21 protein-coding genes are annotated in these 21,505 nt (G+C 65.9%); 10 read left to right on the plus strand and 11 right to left on the minus strand.

The genetic code is table 11. The features are described 5' to 3' along the window. Window positions 1–427: 427 nt before the first annotated feature. Together HY57_RS00005 and HY57_RS00010 are read right to left on the minus strand one after the other, a co-directional pair. A complete protein-coding gene (locus tag HY57_RS00005) occupies window positions 428–619 on the minus strand; it encodes a hypothetical protein (protein ID WP_019465028.1) in 192 nt (63 codons plus the stop codon). A 118-nt stretch (window positions 620–737) separates the two neighbouring features. After that, window positions 738–935: a rubredoxin gene (locus tag HY57_RS00010; protein ID WP_019465029.1), complete on the minus strand. Its 198-nt coding sequence runs from the start codon at window positions 933–935 to the stop codon at window positions 738–740. A gap of 96 nt (window positions 936–1,031) precedes the next feature. Here HY57_RS00010 and thiE point away from each other — a divergent pair, with 96 nt between their 5' ends. From thiE to HY57_RS00025, 3 genes are read left to right on the plus strand one after another with little or no spacing between them, the layout of a single operon-like run. Next, complete coding sequence (gene thiE, locus HY57_RS00015; RefSeq protein WP_019465030.1) at window positions 1,032–1,655, plus strand: thiamine phosphate synthase; 624 nt, start codon at window positions 1,032–1,034, stop codon at window positions 1,653–1,655. Window positions 1,656–1,665: 10 nt separating this feature from the next. After that, window positions 1,666–2,952 (plus strand): glutamate-1-semialdehyde 2,1-aminomutase, encoded by a 1,287-nt coding sequence (hemL, locus tag HY57_RS00020; protein ID WP_019465031.1) that lies wholly within the window; start codon window positions 1,666–1,668, stop codon window positions 2,950–2,952. A gap of 1 nt (window position 2,953) precedes the next feature. Further along, the gene (locus tag HY57_RS00025; protein WP_026033881.1) at window positions 2,954–3,559 is read left to right on the plus strand and encodes an HAD family hydrolase; all 606 of its coding nucleotides are present in this window, start codon (window positions 2,954–2,956) and stop codon (window positions 3,557–3,559) included. Window positions 3,560–3,626: 67 nt separating this feature from the next. Here HY57_RS00025 and HY57_RS00030 read toward each other — a convergent pair whose 3' ends face one another. From HY57_RS00030 to HY57_RS00065, 8 genes are all read right to left on the minus strand, one after another. Then, window positions 3,627–4,862, minus strand: a complete 1,236-nt coding sequence (locus HY57_RS00030; protein WP_019465033.1) for an acetylornithine transaminase — start codon at window positions 4,860–4,862, stop codon at window positions 3,627–3,629. A gap of 930 nt (window positions 4,863–5,792) precedes the next feature. Beyond that, window positions 5,793–7,133 carry a sigma-54 dependent transcriptional regulator gene (locus HY57_RS00035; RefSeq protein ID WP_026033882.1) on the minus strand — a complete coding sequence of 447 codons (1,341 nt, stop codon included), beginning with the start codon at window positions 7,131–7,133 and terminating at the stop codon, window positions 5,793–5,795. Window positions 7,134–7,431: 298 nt separating this feature from the next. After that, complete coding sequence (locus HY57_RS00040; protein ID WP_019465036.1) at window positions 7,432–7,851, minus strand: VOC family protein; 420 nt, start codon at window positions 7,849–7,851, stop codon at window positions 7,432–7,434. Continuing rightward, window positions 7,848–8,303, minus strand: coding sequence for an HIT family protein (locus tag HY57_RS00045; RefSeq protein ID WP_019465037.1), 456 nt, complete (start codon window positions 8,301–8,303; stop codon window positions 7,848–7,850). The genes HY57_RS00040 and HY57_RS00045 overlap by 4 nt, the downstream gene beginning before the upstream one ends. Window positions 8,304–8,308: 5 nt before the next feature. After that, the gene (locus HY57_RS00050; RefSeq protein WP_019465038.1) at window positions 8,309–9,127 is read right to left on the minus strand and encodes an SDR family oxidoreductase; all 819 of its coding nucleotides are present in this window, start codon (window positions 9,125–9,127) and stop codon (window positions 8,309–8,311) included. Between the two features lie 95 nt (window positions 9,128–9,222). Continuing rightward, a complete protein-coding gene (locus HY57_RS00055) occupies window positions 9,223–9,825 on the minus strand; it encodes an LON peptidase substrate-binding domain-containing protein (protein WP_019465039.1) in 603 nt (200 codons plus the stop codon). 117 nt (window positions 9,826–9,942) lie between these two features. Further along, window positions 9,943–11,298, minus strand: coding sequence for a UDP-N-acetylmuramate:L-alanyl-gamma-D-glutamyl-meso-diaminopimelate ligase (gene mpl / locus HY57_RS00060; protein WP_019465040.1), 1,356 nt, complete (start codon window positions 11,296–11,298; stop codon window positions 9,943–9,945). Window positions 11,299–11,376: 78 nt separating this feature from the next. Then, window positions 11,377–11,961, minus strand: a complete 585-nt coding sequence (locus tag HY57_RS00065) for an adenylate kinase (protein WP_019465041.1) — start codon at window positions 11,959–11,961, stop codon at window positions 11,377–11,379. Window positions 11,962–12,184: 223 nt separating this feature from the next. Here HY57_RS00065 and HY57_RS00070 point away from each other — a divergent pair, with 223 nt between their 5' ends. Together HY57_RS00070 and HY57_RS00075 are read left to right on the plus strand one after the other, a co-directional pair. Then, the gene (locus HY57_RS00070) at window positions 12,185–12,613 is read left to right on the plus strand and encodes a VOC family protein (RefSeq protein ID WP_019465042.1); all 429 of its coding nucleotides are present in this window, start codon (window positions 12,185–12,187) and stop codon (window positions 12,611–12,613) included. 15 nt (window positions 12,614–12,628) lie between these two features. After that, window positions 12,629–13,897 (plus strand): 6-phosphofructokinase, encoded by a 1,269-nt coding sequence (locus HY57_RS00075; RefSeq protein ID WP_019465043.1) that lies wholly within the window; start codon window positions 12,629–12,631, stop codon window positions 13,895–13,897. 3 nt (window positions 13,898–13,900) lie between these two features. On the opposite strand, the gene HY57_RS00080 is transcribed toward HY57_RS00075, so the two are convergent. After that, entirely contained in the window at window positions 13,901–14,668 is a 768-nt protein-coding gene (locus tag HY57_RS00080; protein ID WP_019465044.1) for an alpha/beta hydrolase, read from the minus strand. Window positions 14,669–14,840: 172 nt separating this feature from the next. On the opposite strand from HY57_RS00080, the gene HY57_RS00085 reads away from it, so the two are divergent. From HY57_RS00085 to ppa, 5 genes are all read left to right on the plus strand, one after another. After that, window positions 14,841–15,209, plus strand: a complete 369-nt coding sequence (locus HY57_RS00085; protein ID WP_019465045.1) for an RcnB family protein — start codon at window positions 14,841–14,843, stop codon at window positions 15,207–15,209. A gap of 199 nt (window positions 15,210–15,408) precedes the next feature. Beyond that, a complete protein-coding gene (locus tag HY57_RS00090; protein WP_019465046.1) occupies window positions 15,409–17,457 on the plus strand; it encodes a sodium-translocating pyrophosphatase in 2,049 nt (682 codons plus the stop codon). A gap of 152 nt (window positions 17,458–17,609) precedes the next feature. Next, on the plus strand, window positions 17,610–19,718 hold the full coding sequence (locus tag HY57_RS00095; protein ID WP_019465047.1) for a prolyl oligopeptidase family serine peptidase: 2,109 nt from the start codon (window positions 17,610–17,612) through the stop codon (window positions 19,716–19,718). A 90-nt stretch (window positions 19,719–19,808) separates the two neighbouring features. Continuing rightward, on the plus strand, window positions 19,809–20,645 hold the full coding sequence (locus HY57_RS00100; protein WP_026033883.1) for a 2OG-Fe(II) oxygenase: 837 nt from the start codon (window positions 19,809–19,811) through the stop codon (window positions 20,643–20,645). Between the two features lie 289 nt (window positions 20,646–20,934). Further along, a complete protein-coding gene (ppa, locus tag HY57_RS00105; RefSeq protein ID WP_019465049.1) occupies window positions 20,935–21,474 on the plus strand; it encodes an inorganic diphosphatase in 540 nt (179 codons plus the stop codon). The last annotated feature ends 31 nt before the right edge of the window (window positions 21,475–21,505 follow it).

The following is a 21,505-nucleotide window of genomic DNA, read 5'->3' on the forward strand; positions in this document are numbered from 1 at the left end:
CCGGGTTTTCAGTGGAACCCCGTGAGGAAGAGCATCTCGTCCGGGGAGGAGCGAAATAATAGCGTGACCCCACAGGGTTGGGAAGGGGTCTCAACGATTTTTTTTCACATCGATGACAAAACGTCGCCCGACGAGGCGCCCAGGCCCGCGTCCGGCCACGCTATGTCCGGAACCCGGGGCCATCCCGCGGCCGCGTCCCGCCTTCCCTGCCTTCGTTTGGGGCGCGACACGCAGGAGGCGCGGGCCTGCGGTTTTCAGGCGCGCGCTGGTCTTCCTCTATATGGTGAGCTGCCACCCGCGCGGTCTGCGCCCCATCGGGGCTGGGCCAGGTGGTGTTTCGGGGGATGCGGGGGGGACGTCCGTTGCGGGGAGCCCCTCTAGATAAGGGCGATCCCCGCGCCGGCTTTCCCAGGGCCCTGTCGGGGCGTTACGGCCGGGTGTTTCCGGGCGTCTGGGCCTGGGATGCTGGGGCTGTCACAGGCGCTGCCGGCCCGGTGCAGTGATCGTTGGCCGCCATGTCATGCCGGCAGGGCACGCCAACGTGATAGGGAATGAGGGCTTCGGGACTGAGCCTTTCCAGGATGTCCCACTCGTCTTCGAACGGAATGAACTGCTGCATGGTACTGCTCCTGCCAGGGTTGCTCGCCTCGTTCTTCCGGCGCGCAGGAGCATCTAAGCAAACGGCCCGGTCCGTACGATGACGGAATCGGGCCGTTTGGGGGCAACCGGGAGGGAAATCAGTCGATTTCGATCATCTCGAAGTCATCCTTGGTCGCACCGCAGTCCGGGCAGGTCCAGGTATCGGGGACGTCGGCCCAACGCGTACCGGGTTCAATGCCTTCGTCGGGCAGGCCCAGCGCCTCGTCATAGATGAAGCCGCAGACGACACACATCCATTTGCGCAGGGTGCCGGTTTCGTTGGTGCTCTGATTCATCGTGGACTGCTTGATATGGAAAATAAGAGGTTCATTCTCGCAACTCCCCCGCCGATGCGAAAGCGTATGGCGCCGCTTTATCCAGGATTGATTGGCATGCGCGAAAAACTCCAGGGCCAAGGCCTTTATGTGATCACCGACGGTCCCCGCCCCGATCTGCTCGAGGTGGTGGCCCAGGCGCTGGCCGGGGGTGCCCGGCTGGTGCAGTACCGGGACAAGACCACCGACCATCCTCGCCGCCTCGACGAGGCGCGCGCGCTGCGCGCCCTGTGCGCTGCGCGTCAGGTGCCACTGATCATCAACGACGACGTGGGCCTGGCCCTGGCCGCGGGTGCGGCCGGCGTACACCTGGGTGAGGAAGACAGCGACGTGGCAACCGCCCGTGCCGTGCTGGGCGAAAAGGCCATCATCGGCGTGTCCTGCTATGACTCGCTGCAGCGCGCCCGCGAGCTGTCCGCCGCCGGTGCCGATTACATTGCTTTCGGGGCGTTCTTTCCATCGCCCACAAAGCCGCACGCACGCCGTGCTTCGTTCGAGCTGCTGCGGCAGTCCGCCGCGCTGGGCGTGCCCCGAGTGGCGATCGGTGGCATCACGCCAGACAATGGCGGCTCGCTGATCGACGCCGGCGCCGACTACCTGGCCGTGATCTCGGCCGTGTTCGGTGACCCCGACGTCCGCGGCGCCGCCGAGCGCTTCGCCCAACTCTTCACTTCGCATTGAGACATCCACGATGACCACCAACCACGAACTCTTCCAACGCGCACAGCAGCTGATGCCCGGCGGCGTGAACTCGCCGGTGCGCGCCTTCAAGTCGGTGGGTGGCGAGCCGTTCTTCACCGCGCGGGCGGATGGCCCGTACCTGTGGGACGTCGAAGGCAAGCGCTACATCGACTACGTCGGCTCATGGGGCCCGATGATCGTCGGCCACAACCATCCGCATGTGCGCGAGGCCGTGGAGCGGGCCGTCAAGAACGGCCTGTCGTACGGCACGCCCTGCCCCGCCGAAGTCACCATGGCGGAAACCATCACGCGCCTGATTCCCTCGATCGACATGGTGCGCATGGTGAACTCGGGCACGGAAGCCACCATGTCGGCCATCCGCGTCGCCCGCGGTGCCACGGGTCGCAACCTGATCGTGAAGTTCGAAGGCTGCTACCACGGCCATGGCGACAGCTTCCTGGTGAAGGCGGGCTCGGGAGCGCTTACGTTCGGCGTGCCGACCTCGCCCGGCGTACCGAAGGCCAATGCCGACCTGACGCTCACACTGACCTACAACGACCTTGATGCCGCGACCCGCCTGTTCGACGAGCACGGGCATGACATTGCCGGCCTGATCATCGAGCCGGTGGCCGGCAACATGAACTGCATTCCGCCGAAGGACGGCTACCTGCAGGGCCTGCGCGAGCTGTGCACCCGGCACGGCGCGCTGCTGATCTTCGATGAGGTGATGACGGGCTTCCGCGTGGCGCTGGGCGGTGCCCAGGCGTACTACGGCGTGACGCCTGACCTGACCACCTTCGGCAAGATCATCGGTGGCGGTATGCCCGTGGGTGCTTATGGCGGTCGTCGCGACCTGATGCAGCAGGTGGCGCCGTCCGGCCCGATCTATCAGGCGGGCACGCTGTCCGGCAACCCGGTGGCGATGGCCGCCGGCCTGGCGATGCTGGAGCTGATCCAGGCGCCGGGCTTCTATGACCAGCTTGCCGCGCGCACGCGCCTGCTCACCGACGGCCTGCAGGCCGTGGCGGACGGCGAAGGCGTGGCCTTCAGCACCAATCGCGTGGGCGGCATGTTCGGCCTGTTCTTCACCCGGGAGAAAGTGGACAGCTACGCCCAGGCGATTGCCGCGGACACCGCCATGTTCAACCGCTTCTTCCACGGCATGCTGGAGCGCGGCGTGTATCTGGCGCCTTCGGCCTTCGAGGCGGGCTTTGTCTCCAGCGCGCACAGCGAGCAGGACATCGCCGATACGCTGGAAGCGGCACGTGGCGCATTGCGCGCCGCACGCGCCGGCTGAGATGACGTTGCGCTGCGTCCTGTTCGATCTGGACGAAGTATTGGCCGACTACGACCGTTCGGTGCGCGTGAGCCATCTGGCCCACGCCATCGGACGGACGCCGGAGGCCGTGCAGGACGCCATCTATGGATCGGGCATCGAGGACGCAGCCGATAGCGGCACGCTCACCGCAGAGACCTACCTCGATGCGCTGAGCACCCATCTTGGTCGCGCCGTGACGGTAGATGCGTGGACGGCGGCACGACGGACGGCCACGGTGATCCGTCCCTACATGCTCGAGCTGGCGGCAACGCTGGGCCAGCGCTCCACCCTGGCCATCCTCACCAACAACAGCGTGCTGATGGCGCAACAGCTTCACCGCATTGCGCCCGCGCTATTTCCGCTGTTCGACGGGCGCGCGTTTGCCTCGGCGCAATTCGGTGCGCGCAAGCCGGACGTCGAGGTGTACACGAACTGCCTTGCCGCGCTGAAGGTACCCGCTGACGCCACCTTGTTTGTCGATGACAACGAAGCCAACGTCGAGGGTGCGCGGGGGGCCGGATTACTTGTGCACCATTACCGCGACTTTGCCGGCCTGGAGCGGGCGCTCGCCGACCTCAGGGTGTAGCGGCCGAAAGGCTGCCGCGCACCGGGTGCGCTCCCACAGGCAGGGAGGCGCACCGCAAGGTTTGGGCTTAGCCCGCGATGAAGCTGCGCAGCGCGGCTTCGAGGCGCTGGAGGCCCTCGGCGATGTCTTCGTCGCTGATGTTGAGCGCGGGCACGAAGCGCAATACGTCCGGGCCCGCCTGCAGCACGAGCAGGCCATGCGCCGCGGCGTGATCGAGAATGGCGCCTGCCTTGCCCTTGTTCGCCTCGTTGAGGACCGCACCGAGCATCAGGCCGCGGCCGCGCACTTCGTCGAACAGTGGCAGCGAGGCGTTGATGCGCATCAGACCCTCGCGCAAGGCCTGCGACTGGCGGGCCACGTTCGCCAGCAGCTCGGGCGACGACAGCTTGCGCAGCGCCACGCGCGCCACGGCCGCCGCCAGCGGGTTGCCGCCGAACGTGGTGCCGTGCGCGCCGAACTGCATGACCTCGGCCACGCTGGGGCCGGCCAGCATGGCACCGATGGGAAAGCCACAGCCCAGCGCCTTGGCCAGGGTGACGATGTCCGGCCTGGCGCCGTCCTGCACATAGGCGAACAAGGTGCCGGAGCGCCCCATGCCGCACTGGATTTCGTCCAGCACCAACAATGCGCCGTACTGGTCGCACAGTTCGCGCACGCGCTGGACGAAACCCGGCGCCGCCGGCAGCACGCCGCCTTCGCCCTGCACGGGCTCCAGCATCACCGCCGCCACATCGCCGTGGGCAAAGGCCGCTTCCAGCGCAGGAACATCATTGAAATCGAGATAGCGGAAGCCGCCGGGCAGCGGCTCGTAACCTTCCTGGTACTTCGGCTGCGCCGTGGCCGTGACGGCGGCCAGCGTGCGGCCATGGAAGGAGCCGCGGAAGGTGACGATCACGCGCTTGTTGGCGTCGCGCCCCTGTGCCGTGGCCCACTTGCGCACCAGCTTGATGGCGGCCTCGTTGGCCTCCGCGCCGGAGTTGCAGAAGAACACGCGCTCGGCAAAGCCCGACGCCGCAACCAGTTCTTCGGCCAGTCGCAGGGGCGGCTCGCTATAGAACACATTGCTGGTGTGCCAGAGCTTGTGCGCCTGCGTGGTCAGCGCTTCGAGCAGATCCGGATCCTGGTGACCCAAGGCGTTCACCGCAATGCCGGCGCCGAAATCCACGTAGTCGCGCCCCTGCGTGTCCCACACACGCGCGCCCTTGCCATGGTCCAGCACCACATCGCGCGGTCGATACACCGGCAGCCAGTAGCGCTTGCCGAGATCGATCAGGGACTGGGCGGACGGGTCTTGCGCGTGCATGTCGTACTCCGGGCATCGTCGACGGAGACGACACCATGCTCAAAATGGAATTGGGGGATGGGGATGCGCCGCCAGTGGCGGCGGCCCTGCATCGTAAGCCCTGAGGGCAGGGTTTGCACGGCTCCGGCGCGTGCAAGGAGCGGACAGGACGCCTTGGAAACGCCAACGAGAGTGCTGCGGCCGCGCCCAGGGGCAGCTGCCGCAGCGGGAACGGGCCGAGATGGCGCAGGTGTGACATTTCACCTGTCCGCTGTTAACCGGGTGATACACCTTCGGCGAATTGGCTTAACCACGGGTGTTAAGCGGCTTTTGCGGGCATGTTTCGGCCCGTGGCTGTAACGCCATTAGCACGTTTCAAAGCGCCGCCTGCCGTGGCCACGCCGTGGGAAACGGCGTTTTTCAGCCATTGCCCGACCTTGGCACGGCGATTGCTCACCTGTACCCGTACAGGCGGGAAGGGGGAAAGAGCCAGCTGCGACAACGCGCCGAACACCGCGACATGGACGGTCTCGGCGACAGGATGGCGATGCCCATGGGTGGCCCAGGGCTACGTCGGCACGGGGCTCGCAGCTGGCAACCGGATCGCTCATTCCCGTCACGTCCTGACGGGAGGTCGTTGAAAAGCATTCCGCCGCAAGGCGGTGATGAGGGCGGTAACCCGGCAACCCCTGTGGCCGGGGCACCAATGGAAGCCCCCGACCCGACCCCTGCGGGTCGGGGGCCTTCCTTCACTCTCCAGCTCCAACGGTCCCGCATGACAGTCTTCCCCACGGTCGGTCGACCTCGACCGGAGCGGGCGGCGGGTGCTTGCAGTCAGATGGCTGGGTCGGCGCCCAACCAGCCATGCAGGAGCGAGCATCCGCCACCCGCCCCGGCGAGGTGGCCGCATATGACGGTGGAGGTCGCCCTGCCGGGCGTATGGACGTCCGTTCAGCGCAACTCGTCGAGCGCGAGCTGGTGCTTCTTGCACAGGCGGTAGATGGTCACCCGGGACACCTTCAGGCGGCGTGCGCATTCGCTCACGTTGAAGCGGCTTTCGCGCAGGCAGGCGATCACGGCATCACGTTCTGCCGCCACGCGCGTGCTGCCTAGGCTCGATCGCGCGGCTTGTTTGGTCAGCACGTCGGCCAGATCAAGGTCGTTGACGCTGATGAGCGTGTCTTCGGCCACCACTGCCGCGCGCTGCACGCGATTGAGCAGCTCGCGTACGTTGCCCGGCCAGGTGAATTCCAGCATCGCCCGGCGCGCACTGGCGCTGAAGGCGCGCGCACGAGTGGGATGCAACTCGCGAAACGCGTCCAGGAACCGCTGCGCGAGCAGCACCACGTCGTCCTCGCGCTCGCGCAAGGGTGGCATGCGCAAGCGCAGCACATTGAGCCGGTAGTAGAGGTCTTCGCGGAAGCGGCCCTGCTCCACCGCCTTTTCCAGATCCACGTGCGTTGCCGCCAGCACGCGTACGTCCAGCTTGATCAGCTGACTGCTGCCCACGCGTTCCAGCGTGCCCTCCTGCAGGAAACGCAGCAGGCTGGTCTGGGCATCCAGCGGCAGGTCGCCGACTTCGTCGAGGAATACGGTGCCGCCAGCGGCGGTTTCGAAATGGCCGATGCGTCGCGCGTTGGCCCCCGTGAACGCGCCGCGCTCATGGCCAAACAATTCAGACTGCACCAGGTTCGGAGGCAGCGCACCGCAGTTGATCGCGGCGAACGGCCGGTCGGCACGCGCGGACAGGCTGTGCAAGGCACGTGCGGCGACTTCCTTGCCGGTACCCGTCTCCCCCGTGATCAGCACCGGCAACTCCACCGGCGCGTATTTGCGCACGCTGGCCACGACTGCGCCGATGGCGGCGCTGCGGCCGGTGATGCCGCTGTCGCCGTGGTCGGCCGCGCGTGGCTCGTCACCGCCGATGCGCGCCAGCGCCTCCACCAGGCGGTCCACGTCCACGGGCGTGCTGAAATATTCGATGCTTGCTTCGAGGATGCGGTCGATCAACGGCTCATGCGCCGACATGTCGGGCGGAATGAGCGCCACCCACGGCAGCCACGGATGGTCGGCCATGAGCTGGGCCATAGCCTGGACGGTGGCTGGGTCTCCATGCCTCAGGTCGGCCAGCGCGACGACGGTGTCGTTGTTGCGCATGCCAACGCCACCCTGGGTACCGGCATCGGCCACACGGACGATCCACCCTGCCTGGGCCAGACCTGCCCGTTCCTCACCGGCTGGCTGGCCGAACCAGACGACGCATCGCCTGGCTTCCTCCCTCAATACAGCCATGGTCCCTCCCCCAACCCCTGAAGGGTCACAGGTTTCGGCCGGTCGTTGCCATGTCCTATGGCCGCCCCCCGGTTACCACGCCCGTCGCGCCAACCTAGCCCGCGACCACTACAGGAATGTGATATGGGTCACACAATATACAACTCTGCCTGCCGCAGTCACCCGACAAATGGCGCACTTGGCGTCGGACAGAAGCCGGAGGCCATCAGGCCGGCTAGCACCAATGGCCTAGGGTCCCAAAGCCGGGCCGAACGCTTGTCCCGAGGCCCGCAAAGCGGCACCCGAAGCGGCAGAACGCCTACCAGACGCCGGTGTTGGGCATTGATGCCCAGGGTTCCTGCGGCGGGAGGTGACCGTCTTGCAGTAGTTCTACGGAGATCAGGTCCGGCGAGCGTACGAAAGCCATGTGTCCGTCGCGTGGCGGGCGGCTGATGGTGTAGCCCATGGCCTGCAGGTGGGCGCAGGTCTTGTAGATATCGTCCACGCGGAAGGCAAGGTGGCCGAAGTTGCGGGCGCTGCCGTAATCCTCGGTCGAACCCCAGTTGTAGGTCAGCTCGATCTCCGCCTCCGGCGACTGCGGCGCAGCAAGGAACAGCAGGGTGAACTTGCCTGCGGCGTTTTCCGTGCGACGCATTTCCCTGAGGCCCAGGCCTTCGCAGAAGAAGCGCAGGCTCGCGTCGATGTCGCGAACGCGGATCATGGTGTGCAGATACTTCATGGATGGCTCCGTGGCGCGGGGACGCCGTCATCGTGAGGAAGGAAACGCCGGATATGCCGCGCCATGTCATCGAGCGCATCGCGTGGCGAGGGCTCCGGTACACCGAGGGCATACACGCGCAACAAGCCGTCCGCGACGCGGCGCGGCTGCACGTGCAGGTGGAAGTGCGCCACTTCCTGCCCGCCCGCCGCACCGTTGGACTGCCACAGGTTGAGTCCCGGCGGGTGGAACACCTCGCGCAAGGCGTGCGCCACGCGCACGCCCAACTGCATCACCTCGCCGGCCAACGCTGGCTCGATGGCATAGATGTCTTCGACATGCGCCTTGGGCACCACCAGCACATGCCCGGGCACGGCCTGGCGAATATCGAGGAAGGCGAGCGCATGCGCCGTCTGCGCCACCACGCTGGCTTCAATGCGGCCGGCCACAATGTCGCAGAACGGGCAGGCCATGGCGGTCAATCGAGGAACAGGTCGGGCAGCGGCGGCTGGGACGCGTCCATGGCATACCAGGTGAGGTCCGTCACGCCCGCCTCGTGCAGCACATCTTCATCGATCAGGAAATGGCCGGAAAAACCCTTGGCTTCGCGCGTCAGCACCGCATGCGCCGCGTCGGCCACGATGGTCGGCTTGCGGCAACGATCGATCGGCACGCCCGGGATCATGTTGAGCGCGTCGGTGGCGATGATGGTGCGCGGCCACAACGCATTGACCGCCACGCCCTTGCTGCCGAGTTCACCGGCAAGGCCCAGGGTGACGAAACTCATGCCCATCTTCGCCAGCGTGTAGCCCGTGTGCGGCGCCCACCATTTCGGATCGAGCGAGGGCGGCGGCGCCAGCGTGAGGATGTGCGGGTTGGCGGACTTCAACAGATGCGGCAGGCACGCCTGCGCGCACAGGAAGCTGCCGCGCGCATTGACCTGCTGCATGAGGTCGAAGCGCTTCATCGGCGTGTCCGCCAGGCCGGCGAGCCAGATCGCGCTGGCGTTGTTCACCAGGATGTCGATGCCGCCAAAGCGTTCGACGGTGGCGGCCACGGCGGCTTCCACCTCGTCTTCCTCGCGGATATCGCACTTGATCGGCAACGCCTTGCCGCCTGCGGCTTCCACCTCCTGCGCCGCGCTGAAAATGGTGCCGGGCAACTTCGGGTTGGGCACGCTGCTCTTGGCGGCAATCGCCACGTTGGCGCCGTCCTGCGCCGCACGCACGGCAATGGCCAGGCCGATGCCGCGCGACGCGCCGGTGATGAAGAGGGTCTTGCCCGCCAGGCTGCTCATGGAAGTGTCACCTCAGTCATGGATGAGGCAGTGTAGAAGCGCATTTCCCGGGCGGAAAGTGCGGATCGCACCGCAAACGTTTCAAGCGATGCGCTTCAGGCGCGCTGGAAGCGCGGAAGGATGTCGCGCAATTCGGCCAGGCGTTGCACCGGGTCGGTGATCTCCAGCAGACGCTGCTGCTCATCTGTCTGCAGCGGCAGCAGCTCGGCCAGCCTGAAACCCAGCCAGCTGGCATCGTCATAGCGATGACGCGGTGCATTGCGCCAATGCGGCGCCATGGTCTCGATCAGGCGCTCAAGAATGGACTGCAGCAAGGCAAATTCCACGGGCACCTCCTGCGACGACTCCGCGGGCCAGAGCTCGATGTCGCCACGCACCAGGCCATCGGAGCGTACGCGCGTGCGCGTTACGCGGAACCGCTCGCCACCTTCGGCCTGGATGCCCAGCAGGCCATCTTCGCGGTTGTGGAAATCGACGATGCGCGCCAGTGTTCCCACCGCGGCGGGCAAGGCCGGTGCACCGGCCTCCTGCCCTTGCAGGATCAGGCAGACGCCGAACGAACCGCCGGTGCGTGCGCACTCCCGCACCATGTCGAGGTAGCGTCGCTCGAAGATGCGCAGCGAAAGCTGGCCGCCGGGATACAACACCGTACCCAATGGGAACAGCGGGCGATCGGGGTGAAGGGTCTTGGCGGCCATGCGGGGAGTCTACCCGCGCAGGGTTCCCCTGTAGGAGCGCACTTGTGCGCGACCGGGGCATCCCGGAACGCCGCGGTCGCGCACAAGTGCGCTCCTACAGAAGGACGAGAGCGACGATCAGGACTTGATGGCGTCAGCAAAGCGCCGCGGCGCGCCTTCGAAACCGCCATTGGACATGAAGACCACGTGATCGCCGGCGCGCACTTCGCTGCGCAAGGCTGCGATGAGCGCGTCCACTGTCGGCACGGTGCTGCCGCGGCCGTTCAAGGCGCCGGTCACGCGCCCCGCATCCCACGGAAGTTCGGGACGGTGCAGGAACACCACGGCGTCCGCATCGGCCAGCGAGGGCGCCAGCGCTTCGGCATGGGCGCCCAGGCGCATCGAATTGGAACGTGGCTCCAGCGCCACCACGATGCGTGCCTTGCCAACCTTGGCGCGCAGGCCCGCGAGCGTCGTGGCGATGGCCGTGGGGTGATGCGCGAAATCGTCATACACGCGTACGCCGTTTGCCTCGCCCACGACTTCCATGCGGCGCTTGACGCTCTGGAAACTGGCGAACGCCGGCAGCAGCGCGCGCGGGTCAGCCCCGGCCGCCGTGGCTGCGGCCAGCGCGGCGAGTGCGTTCATCACGCTGTGGTTGCCGAGCAGGGACCAACGGATCTCGCCGATCACCTCACCGTTGCGGCGCACGGTGAAAGCGGAGCCGTCGGCGTCGATCAGGTCGGCCTGCCAGTCGCCCTTGCCGATGCCGAAGGTTTCCACTGGCGTCCAGCAGCCCATGGCCAGCACTTCGGCAAGGTGATGGTCGTGCGCGTTGACGATGAGCCGTCCATTACCCGGCACGGTGCGCACCAGGTGATGGAACTGGCGCTGGATCGCCGCCACGTCGGGGAAAATATCCGCGTGGTCGTATTCGAGGTTGTTGAGGATGGCGATGCGCGGTCGGTAGTGCACGAACTTGGAGCGCTTGTCGAAGAAGGCGCTGTCGTACTCATCGGCCTCGATCACGAACGGCTTGCCGCTGCCCTTGCGTGCCGACACATCGAAATTGCCCGGCACACCACCGATCAGGAAGCCCGGCGAGAGACCCGCGCTTTCCAGCAGATGCGCCAGCAGGCTGGTGGTGGTGGTCTTGCCGTGGGTGCCGGCCACGGCCAGCACTTCGCGTCCTGGCAGCAGCGTCTCGCCCAGCCACTGCGGACCGGAGATGTAGCGCAGCTGCTCGTCGAGCATGTACTCCACGGCCGGGTTGCCGCGCACCATGGCGTTGCCGACCACGACCAGATCGGGCGCAGGCTTGAGGTGATCGGCCTTGTAGCCGTCCATCAGGCGGATGCCCAGCGATTCGAGCTGGGTGCTCATGGGCGGATAGACGTTGGCGTCGGAACCCTCGACGGTGAGGCCAAGCTCGCGCGCCAGGGCGGCGACGCCGCCCATGAAGGTGCCGCAGATGCCGAGGATGTGCAGACGCATGTGTAACCCACTCGATGGAACGCGGCCGGGCGTATGCCGGCCAGAAAGCATCGGGCCGCCTTGCGGCGGCCCGGAGTATCAACCGTTGGCGGCTGCCGAGCCGGCATCAAGCGCGCGCTTGACGCGTCCGGTGACCTCGTCGAGTTCGCCCACGCCGTCCACCACCTGCAGCTTGCCGCGGCGCTCGAAGAAGTCGGCGACGGGCGCGGTCTGCTCGGCGTAGACCTTCAGGCGATCGCGCACGACGACCGGATCGTCGTCCTTGCGGTGCTCGGCGGCGAAACGGATTTCGCAGCGGCCGATGATCACTGCGTTGGGCACGTCCAGCTTCACCACGGCATCCAGCGGCTGGCCGATCTTTGCCAGCAGGTGATCCAGCGCGTCGGCCTGGGCCAGGTTGCGCGGATAGCCGTCGAGGATGAAGCCGTTCTTCACGTCATCCTGCGAAAGGCGTTCTTCCAGCATGGCGAGCAGGATGTCGTCCGACACCAGTTTGCCTGCATCCATCACCGCCTTCGCCTTCAGACCGGTCGGCGTGCCGGCCGCCACGGCCGCGCGGAGCATGTCGCCGGTCGAGATGTGCGGTACACCGAGTTCCACCTTCAGACGCGCGGCCTGGGTGCCTTTGCCCGAACCGGGCGGACCGAGAAGGACGAGTCGCATAGTGCTCCAAGGGATCCACGAACCACGCACGCTGCGAGGCCCGGCGGATACAAGAAAATGGGCTCTCAAATTAACTTCTGCGGGCGATGGCGTCAAACCGAGAAACCGGTCAAGAAATGGCAAGTGTTTGTTGCGAAACGGGTTAGTCGTGACACGGGAATGTCACGGGGACGCCACGGGCGGGCCGGATTAAGCTCTGCGAGTCCCATTCGAGGAAAACGCCGTGTCCGCACCCCGGATCCATATCGTCACGTTGGGCGTCAGCGACCTGCCGCAATCGCGTCGATTCTACGAAGCCTGGGGCTGGCGAGCCTCCTCGGCCAGCAATGAGAACATCGTGTTCCTCAAGGGCGGCGCCGCCGTGCTCGCCCTGTACGGACGCGATGCGCTGGCCGAAGACGCGCTGGCGGAAGACCTGCCCACCGGTTTCCCCGCGGTCACACTGGCGCGCAACGCCAGCTCCAAGGAAGAAGTGGACCGCTGGTTTGCCGCCGCACTGGCAGCAGGCGCGCGCGAGCTGAAAACGCCGCAGGAGGCGTTCTGGGGTGGCTACTCCGGCTACCTCGCCGACCCCGACGGACACCTGTGGGAGTTCGCATTCAACCCGTACTTCGTGTTTGATGAGCACGGCAACCTCGCCCTGCCGGATTGAGAAAGGCTCTGAACGATGGCAACCAAATCCAAGCCTGAAGGTCGTCTGCTCTATGCGCAGTCCGGCGGCGTCACCGCCGTGATCAATGCCACCGCCGCTGGCGTCATCGAAGCGGCGCGGGTGAAAGGCGTGCCGGTCTATGCCGCGCACAACGGCATCCTGGGCGCGCTGCGCGAGGAGCTGATCGATACAACGAAGGAAACAAAGGCCGCCATCGCCGCACTGCGCCACACACCGGGCGGCGCATTCGGCTCGTGCCGCTACAAGCTCAAATCGCTGGACGCCAACCGCGCCGAGTACGAGCGCCTGATCGACGTGTTCCGCGCCCACGACATCCGCTGGTTCCTCTACAACGGCGGCAACGATTCGGCCGACACGGCGCTGAAGATCTCGCAGCTCGGCAAGGCCATGAACTACGACATCCGCTGCATCGGCGTGCCCAAGACCGTGGACAACGACCTGGCCGTCACCGACTGCTGCCCGGGTTTCGGTTCAGTGGCGAAGTACACCGCCGTGTCGACCCTGGAAGCGAGCCTGGACGTGGCATCGATGGCGGACACCTCGACCAAGGTGTTCATCCTCGAGGTGATGGGCCGCCACGCCGGCTGGATCGCCGCCGCCGCCGGCCTTGCCGGGGAAGGCGCCGACGCGCCGCCCCACATCATTCTGTTTCCCGAGCGCCCCTTCGACGAAGCCGCTTTCCTTGCCAAGGTGAAGGCCACGGTGGAGCGCGTGGGCTGGTGCACCGTGGTGGCCTCCGAGGGCCTGCTCAATGCCGAAGGCCAGTTCCTGGCCGAGGCGGGCACGCGCGACGCCTTCGGCCACAGCCAGCTGGGCGGCGTGGCGCCGGTACTGGCGGCGCTGGTAAAGGAAAAGCTGGGCTACAAGTACCACTGGGCCCTGCCGGATTACCTGCAACGCTCGGCGCGCCATCTCGCCTCGAAGACGGATGCCGACCAGGCCTACGCCGTGGGCAAGGCGGCGGTCGACTACGCGCTCGCGGGCATGAACGCCGTGATGCCCGTGATCGTGCGTACCAACGACGCGCCGTATCGCTGGAAGATTGAATCCGCGCCACTGACGAAGATCGCCAATCGCGAAAAGAAAATGCCCGCCAGCTTCCTGACGAAGGACGGTTTCGGCATCACGGCGGCGGCACGGCGCTACCTCGCTCCGTTGATCCAGGGCGAAGCGCCGCCCCCGTACGGCAAAAACGGTTTACCGCAATACATCACGCTGAAAAACGCGATGGTGGCGCGCAAGCTCGAGCCGTTCGGAAAGTAACCGTCACTGCAGGAAGTGCTCCAGGCTCACGCGGTAGTCTGCGTGATCCTGCACGGTGTTGTGCCCGGCATCGGGCACCACCTGCACGGTCGGCGGCGAGCTGAACGCCGCCACCAGCGCCACAGTGCGCGCGGCGGGGATCACCTCGTCGTCCTGCGCGCGGATCACCAGCACGGGGCAGTGGATGGCACCGACGTACCGCCACGACTCGAAGCGATCACGCATCAACGCATTCACCGGCAGCCAGGGAAAGTAACCCGCCGCCACCCGCACGAGGCTGTCGAACGGCGTGACCAGAACCAGGCGTTCCACCGGGCGCTTGGCCGCCAGTTGCACCGCTACCCCGCTGCCCAGGCTGCGGCCGATCGCGGCGATCTGCGGATGCGTTCGCGCGGCAAGATCGAACAGCGCCCGGGCGTCGGCCACCAACGCGGTTTCGCCCGGCTTCCCTTCGCTGGCCGCATAGCCGCGATACGGCAGCAGGTAGATCGTGCGATCGGGAAACCAGTGCGCCAGTTCCTCGCGCGCATCCTCGATGCGTTCGCCGTTTCCGCCAAAGTACAGCAGCGCCTTGCGGCGCCCCGGGTTCATCACCCAGCCGCGCAGGCGGACGCCGTCATTCACCAGCTCGAAGTCCGGCGCCTGCTGCACGCGCCAGGTCGCTTCCGGGTGATAGATCTGCTGCCGCTGCCCCAGATACAGGGACAGGCAGACACCGGCATAGAGCAGCGCCGCCAGCGCAACCAACACCACGATCACCCGCAGGAACATGGTCGCCTCCCCTAACATTCCTGTACGCCGATTCATCTGCCTAAGCCGATGCTGAAAGCTTGCATGACGCTTGCAAAAAAGCACGCCCGGCGTTCAGGCGCAGATTTTTACGATGCGTCCACCCTAAGACAAATCCGGCGCGTGGTGCCGGAGGTCGCCCCTGGAGGACGCCATGAAGACCCTTTCCAGCGTGTTCGTCGCACTGGCCTTGCTCGCCGGCAGCGGCGCGGCATCGGCCGACCCGTGGCACGACCATGACCGGGGCCGTGGTCATCACGACGACCATGATCGTGGCCGTGGACATGACCGCGACCGCCACGATCACTGGGAGCGTCGCTACTACAGCGATCGTGGCTACTACGGTCGCCCGCACCGCTGGGAACGCGGCTACCGCTACGACGGCCCCATGTATATCGTGAACGACTACCGTGGTTATCGCCTGGCGCCGCCGCCCTACGGCTACCGCTGGGTGCGCAACGACAGCAACTATCTGCTGGTGTCGATCGGCGACAACATGATCCTGGACATGGTCATCCGCTGAGCCCTGCACAAACCCGCAAAACCCCGGAGCGGCGCCGTCTGGCGCCGCTTTTTTTTCATGCCGCGCTGCGTCGCACAACATGACTGTCGTCAGCCTCTGTCTATACTCCGGGTGACCGCCCTTTCAGGGCGGCCGCCGTATCGGGGAGGCCGATGGGTGGTCCCCGGTACCTATCGCTACCACTCCCGGGGAGGCTCCGATGCTGCAGCAGTATGGCTTGTGGATCGTGCTGGCTTGTGCGGTCCTGGCGGTTCTCTACGGCGCACTGTCCGTGCGCTGGGTCTTGGCGAAATCGCCCGGCAACGCACGTATGCAAGAGATCGCCAACGCGATCCAGGAAGGCGCGAAGGCGTACCTCAATCGCCAGTACACGACCATCGGCATGGTCGGCGTCGTGTTGTTTCTCATCATAGGCTTCGCCCTGGACTGGGGCACGGCGATCGGTTTCGCCATCGGTGCCATCCTCTCCGGTGCGACCGGTTACATCGGCATGAACGTGTCGGTACGCGCCAACGTGCGTACGGCCGAAGCGGCCCGCAACGGCCTCGCCTCGGCACTGAACGTGGCGTTCCGCGGCGGCGCCATCACCGGCATGCTGGTGGTGGGGCTGGCCTTGCTGGGCGTGACCGGCTACTACGTCATGCTGGGCCGCATGGGCTACGAGACCATGCACGCGCTGCATGCACTGGTGGGCCTGGCCTTCGGCTCGTCACTGATTTCCATCTTCGCCCGACTCGGTGGCGGCATCTTCACCAAGGGCGCCGACGTGGGTGCCGACCTGGTCGGCAAGGTCGAGGCCGGCATTCCCGAGGATGATCCGCGCAACCCCGCCGTGATCGCCGACAACGTGGGCGACAACGTCGGCGACTGCGCCGGCATGGCGGCGGACCTGTTCGAGACCTACGCCGTGACGTTGATTGCCACCATGCTGCTCGGCGGCGTGATGGCCGAGCAGACCGGCAGCAACGGCGTGCTGTATCCGCTGGTGCTCGGCGGTGCGTCCATCATTGCCTCGATCATCGGCACCTTCTTCGTGAAGGCCCGCGGCCCCAAGATCATGAATGCGCTATACGCGGGTGTCGCGGTATCGGCGGTGCTGGCCGCTATCGCGTTCTGGCCCATCACGAACCACCTGATGGCCGGGTCCGCCTACGGTGTCAGCCGCCTGTACGGTTGCGCGCTGATCGGCCTGGTGCTGACCGGCGCCATGGTGGTGATCACCGAGTACTACACCGCCACCGAGTACAAGCCCGTGCAGCACGTGGCGCAGGCCTCCACCACGGGGCACGCGACCAACATCATCGCGGGCATCGGCGTGTCGATGAAATCCACCGCCCTGCCGGTGCTGGCCGTGTGCGCGTCCATCTGGGGTGCCTATCAGCTGGCCGAACTCTACGGCATCGCCATCGCGGCCACCGCCATGCTGAGCATGACCGGCATGATCGTGGCGCTCGATGCCTACGGCCCCATCACCGACAACGCCGGCGGCATCGCCGAGATGGCGGAACTGCCGCCGGAAGTGCGCGCGGTGACTGATCCGCTGGACGCCGTGGGCAACACCACCAAGGCGGTGACCAAGGGTTACGCCATCGGCTCCGCCGGCCTGGCGGCACTCGTGTTGTTCGCCGACTACACGCATAACCTCAACCAGCACCTCAACCTGACGGATTTCCGCTTCGACCTGTCCAACCCGTACGTGATCATCGGCCTCTTGATCGGCGGCCTGATCCCTTACCTGTTCGGCGCAATGGCGATGGAAGCGGTGGGCCGCTCGGCGGGCTCGGTGGTGGAGGAAGTGCGCCGCCAGTTCCGCGAGATCAAGGGCATCATGGAAGGCACCACCAAGCCCGACTACTCGCGCGCGGTGGACATGCTCACCAAGTCCGCCATCAAGGAGATGCTGGTGCCTTCACTGCTTCCCGTGCTGGTGCCCGTGGTCGTGGTGTTCGGCTTCAAGTGGCTGGGCGGCCCCGAGGCCGGCGCGCAGGCGCTGGGCGGCGTGCTGATCGGCACCATCGTGACCGGCCTGTTCGTGGCCATTTCGATGACCACCGGCGGCGGCGCCTGGGACAACGCCAAGAAGTACATCGAGGATGACCACTTCGGCGGCAAGGGCTCGGATGCGCACAAGGCGGCGGTGACCGGCGACACCGTCGGCGACCCGTACAAGGACACGGCAGGCCCGGCGGTGAATCCGCTGATCAAGATCATCAATATCGTGGCCCTGCTGCTGATTCCCCTGCTGTAATCGTCCCGCTCCAACCAACGCCCTCTCCCTTGCGGAGAGGGCGTTATTCGTTGCAGCCCAGGCACATAGGCAGCCCTGACTTTAGTCACGCGCACCCGCGCTCCCTGGCCGCCACACTCGACTTTCCCGCTGCACTCATCCAAGGACACGGCATGACATCCAAGACCACGCTATGGCTGGCGCTTGCGCTGGGCATCACACTAGGCGGCATGACGCACGCAGCTGACAGCATCGAACCGACCGCCAAGGATCCCAACCTCTGGCTGGAGAACATCGACGGCACCAAGCAGCTTGACTGGGTCAAGCAGCAGAATGCCGAGACGGTGAAGAAGTACGCCGACAGCGCCGAGTTCAAGCAGCTCGATGCGCGCCTGCTGGAAGTGCTCGACTCGCACGACCGCATTCCGATGGTCGGCAAGATGGGCGACTACTTCTACAACTTCTGGCGCGACAAGGAGCACCCCAAGGGGCTGTGGCGGCGAGCGACGCTGGACGAGTACCGCAAGGACAAGCCGAACTGGGAAACGGTGATCGACCTTGACGCGCTTTCCGCGGCGGAGAACGAAAACTGGGTGTGGCATGGCGTCGACTGCCTGAAGCCGGCATACCGCCACTGCCTCATCGCCTTGTCGCGTGGCGGCGCCGACGCCAACGTGACGCGCGAGTTCGACCTCAAGGACAAGCAATTCGTGAAGGGCGGCTTCGAGCTTCCCGAGGCCAAGTCCCGTGTGGCATGGATGGACATCGATCATCTGTACGTCGCCACGGATTTCGGCCCGGGCTCGATGACCAAGTCGAGCTACCCCCGCATCGTCAAGGAGTGGAAGCGCGGCACGCCACTGTCCAGCGCAACCACGGTGTACGAAGCCACCGACGAGGATATGTCGGTGTCCGCCATGCGCGATAACACTCCTGGCTACGAACGCGACTTCGTGACGCGCCAGATTGCCTTTTACGACAGCGAGACCTTCCTGCGCGGCAAGGACGGCAAGCTCACCAGGATCGACGTGCCCCGGGATGCCCACGTCGACATCGACCGCCAATGGCTGATGATCGAGCCGCGCAGCGACTGGACCGTCGGCGGCAAGACCTACACGTCGGGCTCGCTGCTCGCAACGAACTTCGACGATTACATGGCTGGCAAGCGCGACATCACGGTGGTGTTCGAACCCACCGCAACGACGGCGCTGGATGGGTATTCCTGGACGCGCCACCAGCTGATCCTCAACGTGATGGACAATGTGGTGAACCGGCTCGAGGTGCTGACGCCGGCCGCGGGCGAATGGCAACGCGCGCCACTGGGCGGCGCACCGGCGCTCTCCACCATCGCCGCCAGCGCCGTGGACGAAGACAACAGCGACGACTACTTCCTCACCGTTTCCGGTTTTCTGCAGCCCACCACGCTCTACTACGGCACGCTCGGCCAGGGCGATGCCCAGGCGATCAAGCACAGCCCGAGCTTCTTCGATGCCTCGAAGTACGAGGTGAGCCAGCACTTCGCCACCTCGAAGGACGGCACGCGCGTGCCCTATTTCGAGATTGCGCCGAAGGGCCTGAAGGCGGACGGCAAGAACCCCACCCTGCAATACGGCTACGGCGGCTTCGAAATCTCGTTGCAGCCCGCCTATAGCGGCAATGTGGGGCGCGCCTGGCTGGAGAAGGGTGGCGTCTACGTCATCGCCAATATCCGCGGTGGCGGCGAGTACGGCCCGCGCTGGCACAAGGCGGCGCTGAAGGCCAACCGCCTGCGCGCCTATGAGGACTTCGCCGCGGTGTCGCAGGATCTGTTCAAGCGCAACATCACCTCGCCGCAGCATCTGGGCGCGATGGGCGGCAGCAACGGCGGCCTGCTGATGGGCAACATGCTCACGCTGTATCCGCAGCTCTACGGTGCCATCGTGAGCCAGGTGGCCCTGCTCGACATGCAGCGCTACACGCACCTGTCGGCCGGCGCCTCGTGGATCGCCGAATACGGCGACCCGGACAAGCCGCAGGAATGGGCGTGGATCAAGACGTTCTCGCCGTACACCAATGCCAAGGCCGGCCAGAAGTACCCGCCCGTGCTGTTCACCACCTCCACGCGCGATGACCGCGTCGGCCCGGTGCACGCGCGCAAGATGTTCGCCAAGATGGCCTCGCTGGGCTATGACGCCAGCTTCTACGAGAACATCGAAGGCGGCCACGGCGCGGCGGCGAACAACACACAGGCGGCCTTCATGAGCGCGCTGGGCTACACCTACCTGTGGGATCACGTGAAGTAAGCCGCAGGCAACACCCGGGCTGCATGGAACATCCCGGCCCGGGTGCGTAACATGGTGCGCTGGCATGAGCCGGCGCACCGACGCACTCGCATGAGTCATCACACGATCCGCCCCGAACTGCGTGAATGGATTCTCTCGACCAGCCGTTCCGGCTGCAGCCTCAGCGACCTGCTGAAGATGCTCAAGGATGCCGGCTATGGCGGCGAGCAGAGCCGCCAGATCGTCGCCCGCGTACTGAACCTGCCGCTGGCCACGGTCATGGCCGCCGCGAAGAACAAGGTCGCCGGCCTGCGCACCCGCCATCCCCAGGCACCGATGGAAACGGTGAACGGTCACCCGGTGAAGGTCAGCGTGAGCACGGACGCACCGGTGGTACGCGTACTGGACGGCCTGCTCACGGCGCAGGAGTGCGACGAACTGATCGCCGAAGCCTCGCCCCGCCTCGCACGCTCGCTCACCGTGGATGTCGACGGTCGTCACCAGGCCGACCAGCGGCGCACCAGCCAGGGCATGTTTTTCGGTATCGGCGAAACGCCGCTCGTGCAGCGCATCGAACAGCGCATCGCCGACCTGCTGGCCATTCCGGTGAGCCATGGCGAGGGGCTGCAGATCCTGCACTACCAGCCGGGCCAGGAGTACGAGCCGCATTTCGACTGGTTCAATCCCGACCAGCCGGGCTTTTCCACGGTGACCGCGCGCGGCGGCCAGCGCATCGCCAGCGTGGTGATGTACCTCAATACCCCCGAGGAAGGCGGCGGCACGGCCTTCCCCCGCATCGGCCTCACCGTGACGGCCATGCGCGGTTCAGCCGTCTATTTCGCCTACGACACGGGCGACGAGGCCTCGCTGCATGCCGGGCTGCCCGTGATCAAGGGTGAAAAATGGATAGCCACCAAGTGGTTACGCGAACGTCCCTACCAGGCCTGAGCGCCTTTTCACGATCTCCGCCTAGCTCATTCCTCTCACCGTCATTCCCGCGAAGGCGGGAATCCAGTGTCTTTCGTGACGCATAAAGGCGCTGGACCCTTGCCGACGCAGGGATGACGGTGAGGGAAATGGACGTTTGCAGGAGAACCTAAACAGGCTCTGAGGGCCTGATGCAGGTCTGTCTCACGCTGAACTGAAACCGCCCGCCAGACCGCATGGCTGCTGCGATGCACCACCTTTTGCCGTATCCTTTCAGGTCTTTGCACTGACTACGCTCAAGGACACGCACATGGGTCTGCATCTCGTACCCGCCGGCCGCAAGGTTCCGGACGAAATCAACGTCATCATCGAAATCCCCAAGGATGCCGAGCCCGTCAAGTACGAGGTGGATAAGGAAAGCGGCGCGATCTTCGTCGACCGCATCCTCTCCACGCCGATGCGCTATCCGTGCAACTACGGCTACGTGCCGGGCACGCTGGGCGGCGACGGCGATCCGCTGGACGCGCTGGTGATCCTGCCGCTGCCGCTGGTGCCGGGTGCGGTGATCCGCTGCCATCCGGTCGGCATGCTGAAGATGACCGACGAAGCCGGCAGCGACGAGAAGCTGGTGGTGGTGCCGGTGGAGAAGATCTTCGCCGGCTACGGCCACATCAAGGACATCAAGGCGGTGTCCGGCCACTGGCTGGAGCGCATCGGCCACTTCTTCGAGCACTACAAGGATCTCGAGAAGGGCAAGTGGGTGAAGGTGGAAGGCTGGGTCGGCGCGGACGAAGCCAAGGCCGAGATCCTCGGTGGCATCGAGCGCTACAAGGCCGACAAGAAGGCCTGATCGATTCGCAGGAAACGCGCCGCCTCCGGGC

Origin of the sequence: Dyella japonica A8 (assembly GCF_000725385.1) — a bacterium.
GTDB classification, from domain to species: Bacteria; Pseudomonadota; Gammaproteobacteria; order Xanthomonadales; family Rhodanobacteraceae; genus Dyella; species Dyella japonica_C.

Excerpts from the sequence above, each read along its gene's own strand:
- HY57_RS00035 (WP_026033882.1), bottom strand. The coding sequence starts at position 7,133 with ATGGCTGTATTGAGGGAGGAAGCCAGGCGATGCGTCGTCTGGTTCGGC.
- HY57_RS00005 (WP_019465028.1), bottom strand. The coding sequence starts at position 619 with ATGCAGCAGTTCATTCCGTTCGAAGACGAGTGGGACATCCTGGAAAGG.
- HY57_RS00065 (WP_019465041.1), bottom strand. The coding sequence starts at position 11,961 with ATGCGACTCGTCCTTCTCGGTCCGCCCGGTTCGGGCAAAGGCACCCAG.
- HY57_RS00040 (WP_019465036.1), bottom strand. The coding sequence starts at position 7,851 with ATGAAGTATCTGCACACCATGATCCGCGTTCGCGACATCGACGCGAGC.
- ppa (WP_019465049.1), top strand. The coding sequence starts at position 20,935 with ATGGGTCTGCATCTCGTACCCGCCGGCCGCAAGGTTCCGGACGAAATC.
- HY57_RS00100 (WP_026033883.1), top strand. The coding sequence starts at position 19,809 with ATGAGTCATCACACGATCCGCCCCGAACTGCGTGAATGGATTCTCTCG.
- HY57_RS00055 (WP_019465039.1), bottom strand. The coding sequence starts at position 9,825 with ATGGCCGCCAAGACCCTTCACCCCGATCGCCCGCTGTTCCCATTGGGT.
- HY57_RS00090 (WP_019465046.1), top strand. The coding sequence starts at position 15,409 with ATGCTGCAGCAGTATGGCTTGTGGATCGTGCTGGCTTGTGCGGTCCTG.
- HY57_RS00080 (WP_019465044.1), bottom strand. The coding sequence starts at position 14,668 with ATGTTCCTGCGGGTGATCGTGGTGTTGGTTGCGCTGGCGGCGCTGCTC.
- HY57_RS00095 (WP_019465047.1), top strand. The coding sequence starts at position 17,610 with ATGACATCCAAGACCACGCTATGGCTGGCGCTTGCGCTGGGCATCACA.
- HY57_RS00050 (WP_019465038.1), bottom strand. The coding sequence starts at position 9,127 with ATGAGCAGCCTGGCGGGCAAGACCCTCTTCATCACCGGCGCGTCGCGC.
- HY57_RS00030 (WP_019465033.1), bottom strand. The coding sequence starts at position 4,862 with ATGCACGCGCAAGACCCGTCCGCCCAGTCCCTGATCGATCTCGGCAAG.
- thiE (WP_019465030.1), top strand. The coding sequence starts at position 1,032 with ATGCGCGAAAAACTCCAGGGCCAAGGCCTTTATGTGATCACCGACGGT.
- mpl (WP_019465040.1), bottom strand. The coding sequence starts at position 11,298 with ATGCGTCTGCACATCCTCGGCATCTGCGGCACCTTCATGGGCGGCGTC.
- hemL (WP_019465031.1), top strand. The coding sequence starts at position 1,666 with ATGACCACCAACCACGAACTCTTCCAACGCGCACAGCAGCTGATGCCC.
- HY57_RS00085 (WP_019465045.1), top strand. The coding sequence starts at position 14,841 with ATGAAGACCCTTTCCAGCGTGTTCGTCGCACTGGCCTTGCTCGCCGGC.
- HY57_RS00010 (WP_019465029.1), bottom strand. The coding sequence starts at position 935 with ATGAATCAGAGCACCAACGAAACCGGCACCCTGCGCAAATGGATGTGT.
- HY57_RS00075 (WP_019465043.1), top strand. The coding sequence starts at position 12,629 with ATGGCAACCAAATCCAAGCCTGAAGGTCGTCTGCTCTATGCGCAGTCC.
- HY57_RS00045 (WP_019465037.1), bottom strand. The coding sequence starts at position 8,303 with ATGGCCTGCCCGTTCTGCGACATTGTGGCCGGCCGCATTGAAGCCAGC.
- HY57_RS00025 (WP_026033881.1), top strand. The coding sequence starts at position 2,954 with ATGACGTTGCGCTGCGTCCTGTTCGATCTGGACGAAGTATTGGCCGAC.